Annotated in this window: 6 protein-coding genes; 1 reads left to right on the forward strand and 5 read right to left on the reverse strand. The window is 60.9% G+C overall.

What is annotated here, in order from left to right:
* The 5 genes from HU762_RS17260 to HU762_RS17280 all read right to left on the reverse strand — a co-directional run bounded on the left by HU762_RS17260 (nt 1) and on the right by HU762_RS17280 (nt 7,171).
* Entirely contained in the window at nt 1-1,026 is a 1,026-nt protein-coding gene (locus HU762_RS17260; RefSeq protein ID WP_186639039.1) for an ABC transporter substrate-binding protein, read from the reverse strand.
* A 37-nt stretch (nt 1,027-1,063) separates the two neighbouring features.
* Complete coding sequence (locus HU762_RS17265; protein WP_186639041.1) at nt 1,064-1,966, reverse strand: TauD/TfdA family dioxygenase; 903 nt, start codon at nt 1,964-1,966, stop codon at nt 1,064-1,066.
* Between the two features lie 305 nt (nt 1,967-2,271).
* The gene (locus HU762_RS17270; RefSeq protein ID WP_186639043.1) at nt 2,272-3,639 is read right to left on the reverse strand and encodes an HlyD family type I secretion periplasmic adaptor subunit; all 1,368 of its coding nucleotides are present in this window, start codon (nt 3,637-3,639) and stop codon (nt 2,272-2,274) included.
* The gene (locus HU762_RS17275) at nt 3,629-5,785 is read right to left on the reverse strand and encodes a type I secretion system permease/ATPase (protein WP_186639044.1); all 2,157 of its coding nucleotides are present in this window, start codon (nt 5,783-5,785) and stop codon (nt 3,629-3,631) included. Before HU762_RS17275 ends, HU762_RS17270 begins: the two co-directional genes overlap by 11 nt.
* Before the next feature lie 36 nt (nt 5,786-5,821).
* On the reverse strand, nt 5,822-7,171 hold the full coding sequence (locus HU762_RS17280; protein WP_186639046.1) for a TolC family outer membrane protein: 1,350 nt from the start codon (nt 7,169-7,171) through the stop codon (nt 5,822-5,824).
* A gap of 360 nt (nt 7,172-7,531) precedes the next feature.
* Here HU762_RS17280 and HU762_RS17285 point away from each other — a divergent pair.
* A partial coding sequence (locus HU762_RS17285) for a retention module-containing protein (RefSeq protein WP_186639048.1) occupies nt 7,532-9,092 on the forward strand: 1,561 nt, incomplete at its 3' end.

Genomic DNA, 9,092 nt, shown 5'->3' on the forward strand with positions numbered 1-9,092 from the left:
TCAGCTCCCCTGCAACGGTTTGGCGTCCTGGAAGAAATAGTCTTCCCACGACGCCGGCTTGTTCTTGATGGCGCCGACGCGATAGAGGAATTCCGCCAGCGGGTAGGTGTTTTTCGGGGTGACGGTGAATTCGATCTGCGGGTTGTCGATGATTTTCAACAAGGTCGCCCGGTCGATCTTGGCCTTGGTCACCCGCAGGTAGGTGTCCGCCGCCGCGCCTTTGTCCTTCTGGGCGAAGTCGGCCGCTTCAGTCAGCGCCTCGACGAATGCCTTGTAGGTCTTCGGATTTTCCTCGCGGAATTTCTCGGTGGCGAACAGCACCGTGGGCGAGTTTGGCCCGAGCACGTCGTAAGAATTGAGCACCACGTGGACGCTGGGGTTTTGCAGGGCCTGGTCCTGAAACGGCGGGTTGGAAAAGTGCCCGGTCAACTCGGTGCCTCCGGCAATCAACGCCGCCGTGGCGTCTGGGTGCGGGACCGCCAGGGTGTACTTGTCGAGGCGATTGAAGTTCTTGTCGCCCCACTGCTTGGCGGCGGCGTATTGCAAGAAACGCGATTGCACCGAAACACCCACCGCCGGCACCGCGATGCGGTCCTTCTCGGTGAAGTCGGCGATGGTCTTGACGTTCGGGTTGTTGCTCAACAGGTAATAGGGAAAGTTGCCCAGGGAGGCCACGGCCTTGACGTTCTGCTTGCCACGGGTGCGGTCCCACACCGTCAACAACGGCCCGACGCCGGCCCCGGCAATGTCGATGGAGCCCGACAGCAACGCGTCGTTGACCGCCGCGCCGCCCGACAGTTGGGTCCAATCGACCTTGATATCGATGCCCTCCTCCTTGCCATGCTTCTCGATCAATTGCTGGTCGCGGACCACGTTCAGCAACAGGTAGACGATGCCGAACTGCTCGGCGATCCGAATCTCGCCCTCGGCCTGGGCGCTGGTCGGCGCGACCAGGCTGCCGGCGAGCAAGCTGAACCCCAGGCCAATGGCGGCGGCCAGCGGTGCAAAAGCGATGCGTTTGGACATGATGGTTCTCCGGGCTCTTTGCGCGCTGCGCAGCCGATCAGAAAGGGGCGTCGCCCTGGATAGTGGTGCGATACAGCTTGCGGCGCAGATGGCTCGGGCAACCGGCGGCCAGGTGGATCAGCGAGCGGTTGTCCCAGAACACCAAGTCATGGGGCTGCCATTGATGGCGATAGATGTTTTGAGGCAACACGCTGTGGGTATACAGCTGCGCGAGGATGGCTTTGCTTTCATCCTCCGGCAGGCCGACGATGCGTGTGGTGAAACCTTCGCTGACGAACAACGCCTTGCGCCCGGTTTCCGGGTGGGTACGCACGATGGGATGCACGACTTCAGCAACCTGGGCCAGTTGCTCCGGCGTCAACGTCGGGCGCCAGTTGCCTTCAAATTTGGTTTCGCTGTAGCGCGCCGTGTAGGAGTGCGCGGCTGAACGGCCTTCTACTGCTTTACGCAGCGCTTCGGGCAGACCGTCCCAGGCTTTGTGCATGTCGGCGAACAGCGTGTCGCCGCCTTCGCTCGGCAGCTCCTGGGCGTGGAGCATCGAGCCGAGGCTGGGCAGTTCCTTATAGGAAAGGTCCGAGTGCCAGAATTTGCCGGCGTCCCCCAAGCCGATGGATTGGCCATTTTCAATGATGTTGGAAACGATGAGGATTTCCGGGTGCCCGGCCAGCAGAAATTGCTTGAGCACATGGATCTGCAGCACGCCAAAACGGCGGCTGAAGGCGATGTGCTGCTCGGGGGTGATGCGCTGGTCGCGGAACACCACGACGTGATAGTCCAGGTGTGCGCGGTGGATGCGGGCGAAGTCCTGGTCGTTGATCGGTTGGGACAGGTCCAGGCCGACAATCTCGGCACCGACCGCATCGCTGAATGGGCGGACTTCGAACGACTGCGGCGCGATGTCCGCGGCATTTGAATCTGGAGAAAAAGAGACGGCTGGCATACATCACTCCCACGCACGGCGCGCTTGAATAGGCGCGCAATCGATCAAAACTCACGGGGTCACCGTGTTGGTTTGTGTCGTGCGGCGCGCCGATTGGTCGGCAGGTACGCAGGGGGATGACTTTAAGGGTATAAGAAAGTTAATTTAAATATTAAAAATGCATAAGTATATGGCAGAACTTGACGATGATCGTTCCCACGCTCTGCGTGGGAACGCAGCCCGGGACGCTCCGCGTTCCAAAGCGTGACGCAGAGCGTCACAGAAGGCATTCCCACGCGGAGCATGGGAACGATCAACCTGCGAACTTAGCGCTCGTGCAACGCCTCGGCCCGGGCCTTGATGATTGGCTTGAGCAGGTAGCTCAGCACGGTCTTCTTGCCGGTGATGATGTCCACCGACGCCACCATCCCAGGGATGATCAGCAAGGGTTTTTCAGGCGTGCCAAGGTGGCTGCGTTCAGTGCGCAGCTTGATGATGTAGTAAGTGGTTTTCTTGTCTTCATCGGTGATGGTGTCGGCGCCGATCTGTTCCAGCTTGGCTTTCATCCCGCCGTAGATGGTGTAGTCGTACGCGGTGAATTTCACCGTGGCGTCCTGGCCGGGGTGCAGGAAGGCGATGTCCTGGGGACGGATTTTCGCTTCCACCAGAATCGTGTCATCCAGCGGCACGATTTCCACCAGGTCGCTGCCGGGCTGGATGACGCCGCCAATGGTGTTCACCAGCAACTTGTTGACAATGCCGCGCACGGGCGATGTCACCAACGTACGGCTCACACGGTCTTCCAAGGCCTTGCCGGTGGCCTGGGCCTTGTTCAGGTCGGTGCGTGCTTCGTTGAGTTGGGTCAGGGCATCGCTGCGAAATTTGCCGCGGGTCTCGTCGATCTTGCGCTGCACTTCCTTGATCGCCGATTCGGCACGTGGAATCGCCAGCGTCGTCGCGTCCAGTTGCCCACGGGTCTCGACTTCGGCGCGCTTGAGCCGCAGCACTTCCACCGGCGATACCGCGCCTTGGGCCACCAGTGGCTCGGACATATTGATTTCCTGGCGTTGCAGCGCCAGGCCGGAACGATACTGCGCCTGCTTGGACGCGAACTCGCGCAGTTCCTGCTGACGCTGGATCAATTGCTCCTGCAAGCCGCCGATTTCATCATGCAACTGCTGGCGGCGGCTGATGTACAACGACTCTTCACTCGCCGCCTGGCCCGGTACAGCCTTGAGTACATCGGCCGGGAAGTTCAGCGGCCGGTCATCGACCTCGGCGCTCAGGCGCTCGACCCGCAACAGCATGGACAGGCGATCCGCCTCGGTTTCGCCGACGTTGGAGACAAACCGCGTATCGTCCAGGCGAATCAGTGGCGCGCCGGCTTCGACGATCTGCCCTTCCTTGACGAACAGCTCAGCGACGATACCGCCTTCAAGGTTCTGGATTTTCTGGATCTTGGACGATGGGACCGCCTTGCCGTCGCCCTTGGTGACTTCATCGATCACGGCGAAGTTGGCCCAGAGCGCCAGGAACACAAAGAAGCCGATGATGCCCCAGATCGTCAATCGCACCACGCGCGGGGCATCTTCGATCAGCGCCTTGTTGACCTCGGGCAGCGGTTGGCCGTGCAGTGAGTCGGAGCCTTTGAAGTACCGGCCGACAGCGCCCCTGAAACCTGATTTAAGCAACACTGATCTGCCCCTTCTTCAACGCTTCCATCACGGCGGCCTTCGGACCGTCGGCGAGGATCTGTCCACGGTCGATCACCAGCAGGCGGTCCACCAGCGACAGCAACGACGCCCGGTGCGTCACCAGCAACACGGTCTTGTTTTCCACCACGGCGGCCAGCCGCTGTTTCAAGCGCTCTTCACCGGTGTTGTCCATGGCGCTGGTGGGCTCGTCCAGCAGCAGGATCGGCGGGTTAAGCAGCAGCGCCCGAGCCAGGGCGACGTTCTGGCGCTGACCGCCGGACAGGTTCTGCCCGCGCTCGCCAACTTGCAGCTCATAGCCCTGCGGATGCAGGCGGGCGAACTCATGCACACCCGCGAGCTCAGCGGCCTGGAGCACCAGTTCGTCTTCGACGTAACGGGCGCCGGAGGTCAGGTTGTCCCGCAGAGTGCCGGCCAGCAGCTGGATGTCCTGCGGCACGTAGCCAATGTTGTAGCGCAGTTCGCTGACGTCGATCTGGCGGATGTCCACGCCATCCACCAGCAACGCGCCGTCGTCCGGCTGATACAGGCCCACCAGCAATTTGGCCAGAGAGCTCTTGCCCGAGCCGCTGCGGCCGATGATGCCAATCTTCTCGCCCGGCTTGATCACCAGGTTGATGTTTTTCAACGCGGCGTTCTGCTGGTTCGGGTAAGTGAAATTCAACTGGCGGCATTCAATGGCGCCCTGCAGAACCTTGCGACTCAGCGGGCGTTCTTCGAAATTGCGCTCCTGGGGCAGCTCCATCATCTGGTCGACCGAGGTCATCGTAACCCGTGCCTGCTGATAACGAGTCAGCAGGCCCGACAGCGAGGCCAATGGGCTCAGGGCGCGACCACTGAGCATGTAGCAGGCGATCAGCCCGCCCATGCTCAGGTTACCGGCGATGATCTGGTAGACACCGAAGACGATCATGATCACGCCGGCCAGTTGCTGGATCAGCAAGGTGATGTTCATCGCCAGGCCGGACAGCATTTTCACCCGCAGTTCGAGGCGGCTGAGGGTGCCGATGGTCTGCTCCCATTGGTATTGGCGTTCGCTCTCAGCGTTGTTGACCTTGACTGCGTCCAGACCGGCAAGGGTTTCGATCAGGCTGGATTGGCGCTCGGCACCCAGGGCCATGGTGCGTTCCATGGTTGCCACCAAGGGCTTTTGCAGGGCATAGCCGATCAACAGGGCAAGCGGAAACGCCACCACCGGAATCCACACCAGGTGCCCGCCAAGGATCGCGATGACCATCAGGATCAACAACGTGAACGGCAGGTCGATCAGGCTGGTCAGGGTCAGCGACGCAAGAAAGTCCCGCAGGCTCTGGAACTCATGGATGTTCTGGGCAAAGCTGCCGACCCGCGCCGGGCGATACTTCATGGACATGCCGACGATACGCTCGAATAGGGTCGCCGAGATGATCAAGTCGGTTTTCTTGCCCGCCAGGTCCAGGCAGAGGCTGCGCAGCATCTTCAGGATCAGGTCGAACACGTAGGCGCCGGTGATGCCGATCGCCAGCACCCACAAGGTCGATTCCGCCTGGTTGGGCACCACGCGGTCATACACGTTCATCACGAACAATGGCGCGGCCATGGCAATGATGTTGATCAGCAGGCTGGCTGCGATGGCGTCGGCGTAAAGCCAGCGGGAACGCTTGAGGGTGTCACGAAACCACGAACGTGCCCGGGGAATGAGCGTGCCGTGGTTAACGTCAAATTTATGCTGCGGTTGGGCGAAGAAAACCTTGCCGCTGTAGTCGTCGGCCAGCAGCTCGCGGCTGATGGTGACTTCGCCGCCATCACTTTCGCTGAGCAGCAGCCGCGCCTGATCGTCGCCCACCCAGCCCAGCAGCACCGCGCTGCGGCCATCTTTAAGCAGCAACAACGCCGGCATGGCGATGGTCGGGATCTGTTCCAGCTTGCGTTGCAGCACCCGACCTTGCAAACCGGCACGGGCCGCAGCACGTGACAATAAGTCGACGCTCAGCCGTTGCTTGGGCAACGGCAGGCCGGTGGTGAGCATCGCCGCGCTAGCAGGCTTTTGATGCAACATGCAGAGCGCCAGCAAACCATCCAACAGCGGGTCATCGTGCAGCGTGCGCGGGTCATGAACTAGTTCGACTGGACTGACTTCTGATTCCACGCTCGGCACTCTTTCGCTGAAAAACGGATGGATGACTCAATTCATCCCAGGCAATTGAACCTTGGGTTTCACGTCGTTCTGCACAACCGATGCCAACGGTGCGACCACACCCTGGCTTTTCAGCAGCTGGCCCATGGTTGCCTTGATTCGGTACTGGGTGAATAACTGCACATTCTTGATTTCTGCCAGGCGACGAGACGCGCTGAACAGCTCGTTTTCGCTGTCGAGCAAGTCGAGCAGGGTCCGCTCGCCAAGGCTGAACTGCTTCTGGTAGGCGGTGCGCACGTTAGCGCTGCGATCGACGTATTGCTGGGCGATCGGCACCTGGGCGTTGGCGTTGTTGAGCGCGTTCCAGGCCAGGCCCAACTCTTCATTCAACTGGCGCAGCGCGTTGTTGCGGATATCCAGCGCCTGGTTGGACAGGTAGGACTTGGATTCCAGGTCCGCCTTGTTGCTACCGCCAGCGTACAGGTTGAAGCGCATGCGCAGCATGGCCTGCCATTCATTGTTGTGGCCGTTCTGGCCATCCAGGTCGTTGTCGGCAGTGCGGCCCAACTCGGCGTCGAAGCGTGGGTAGAAACTCGATTTGGCCGCTTCGTACTGTTGCTCGGCGGCGGCGATGTCGGCTTCGGCCGAACGCAGCACCGGGCTGTTTTCCAACATCTGGGCGCGGGCTTCGGTCAGGTTGGCCGGCAGCAACGCCAGAAAGTCGACGGGACGCTCCAGTTGATCCGGCAGTTGGCCGACGGCGCTGAGGTAGTTGGTCTCGGCATCGGCCAGGTTGGTTTGCTCGGTGATCAGGTTGTTGCGAGCCTGGGCCATGCGCGCTTCAGCCTGGTCCAAGTCGGCGCCGCTACCAACGCCGCGGGAGGTGCGCAGTTTGATCTGATCGAAAATGCGCTCGTGGCTCTTGAGGTTTTCCTCCGCCAATCGTACGAACTCGCGGCGGGTCAGCACATCCAGGTAGACCTGGGCGACCGTCAGCCCGGTGCGCTCGGAGGCATCCAGCAGGGAATAGGCGCGGGCATTGACGTTGGCTTGTTGACGCCCTACTTCGCTGGACGTCGCAAAACCGTCAAAAACCATCTGCGACAACCGCAGGCTCGACTCGCTGCGGTTCAAGGTTTCCCAGTGATTGTTGCTGCCCGAACGGGTGGTGACACTGTCGGTGCCTTCCCGGCCATAGCCGGCTGCAAGGTCCACTCTAGGCAGGTAGCCGCCCTTGGCCGCCTTGAGCTGATAGTCAGCGGCCAGGCGACTGTTTACGCCTGCCTGGATTTCCGGATGAACATCCAACGCCTGTTGCATGGCCTGCGGCAAGGTTTGTGCTTGTACGAAACTGGCGGCGAGGGCGAAGGGTAAAGCCTTGAGCAGGAGCGAACGCATGGTTGGTTTATTCCCGAAACTCTTGTCTTGAATCACAGCGAAACGTGGCGCTGCATCGAATGATGGCAACCGGAATGACCGTATGTCGGAAAGTTCAAAACAGGGGCTGGAACACGCACCGAAAGAACAAGTCGCCGCTTAAATATCAATGTGACATTACAGGGGCGATTGTTTAGGATGGCCAGCATAAGGTCAATAGTTTGGCATTAACTAATTCGACCCAAGATAACAGTCAAAAAAATGCCAATTTTCCAGCGTCAAAACTTTTACTAATTGTGAACATGAACGTCCAGACCGCTTGGCCCTGAAGGCTATCGGGTCCATGGAAGTCTACTGAATGCGGCACCCGGAGAGTCTTCAATGAGCAGTGTTATTGCCGTTGTCAAAAGCATTGTCGGTCAGGTTTTCGCCGTATCCCCCGAGGGTATTCGGCGCGTACTCATTGAAGGCGATCGCCTGAACGTCGGCGATCAGTTGGACACTGGGCCTGCAGGTGCCGTCACATTAGAGCTGGCCGATGGCCGCACGCTGGACTTGGGCCGCGATACCCAGTGGAGCGCCAGCGCCCCGGATTCTTCCACTGACCTTGAACAGGCCACCGCCCAAGCCGCGCCGTCTGTAGAAGAACTGCAACAAGCCATCGCTGCAGGCGTCGACCCGACGACGGCGCTGGAAGCCACCGCCGCTGGCCCAACCGCAGCCGGAACGGGCGGTGCCGCTGGTGGTGGCCACAGCTTCGTCGTGCTGGATGCCACGGCCGGCAGCGTCGATCCAACGATCGGCTTTCCAACCGAAGGTCTCGCTGCGGCTGCCGCCACCGATGACAACATCCTGGGCGGCGATACCACGGCCGACACGACCGCCAACGCCGTGCTCAATGCAACGATGACCCTGAGCGCCACGCCGACCCTGACCGAGGCCGGCGGCGTGCTGGTCTACACCGCGACCGTCACCCAGGCGCCGTTGACCAACCTGACCGTGACCCTGTCCAACGGTGCCGTCATCGTGATCCCGGCCGGGCAACTGACCGGCAGCGTCAACGTGCCGCTCGCACCGAACGACACCGTCTACAACGACCCAAGCCAGATCAGCGTCACGGTCACCGGCACCACTGGCGGCAGCGGCATCGCCGTAACCGTGCCGACAACGCCAGCCGTGACCCAGATCACCGACACCGTCGACACCACGACCGTCACCCTGAGCGCGGGCAATACCGTTACCGAAGGCGGGCAAATCACTTACACCGCCACGCTGACCAATCCGGGTCAGACGCCGGTGACTGTGACCTTGAGCAACGGCTCGGTCATTACCATTGCTGCGGGCCAGACAACCGGCACCGTCAACGTCGATACGCCGGCCAATGACCTCTACAACAACGGCAGTACGGTTAGCACCACCATTACCGGCGCAACAGGTGGCAACTTCGAGAACCTGGTCCCGAGCACCACGCCTGCGGTGACCACGATTACTGATTCGGCGGACACCACCGGCCTGACCCTGACGGCCAGCGACACCATCACCGAAGGCGGTTCGATTGTTTACACCGCGACGCTGACCAACCCAGCGCAAACGCCAGTGACCGTGACCTTGAGCAACGGCTCGGTCATCACCATTGCTGCGGGCCAGACCACGGGCACCGTCAATGTCGAGACGCCAGCCAATGACGTCTACAACAACGGCAGTACGGTTAGCACCACCATTACCGGCGCAACCGGCGGCAACTTCGAGAACCTGGTCCCGAGCACTGCGCCTGCGGTGACCACCATTACCGATTCGGCCGATACCACTGGCCTGACGCTGACCGCCAGCAACACCATCACCGAAGGCGGTTCGATTGTTTACACCGCGACGCTGACCAACCCAGCGCAAACGCCAGTGACCGTGACCTTGAGCAACGGCTCGGTCATCACCATTGCTGCGG

It is taken from the genome of Pseudomonas sp. SWRI92 (assembly GCF_014268685.1).
GTDB classification, from domain to species: Bacteria; Pseudomonadota; Gammaproteobacteria; order Pseudomonadales; family Pseudomonadaceae; genus Aquipseudomonas; species Aquipseudomonas marvdashtae.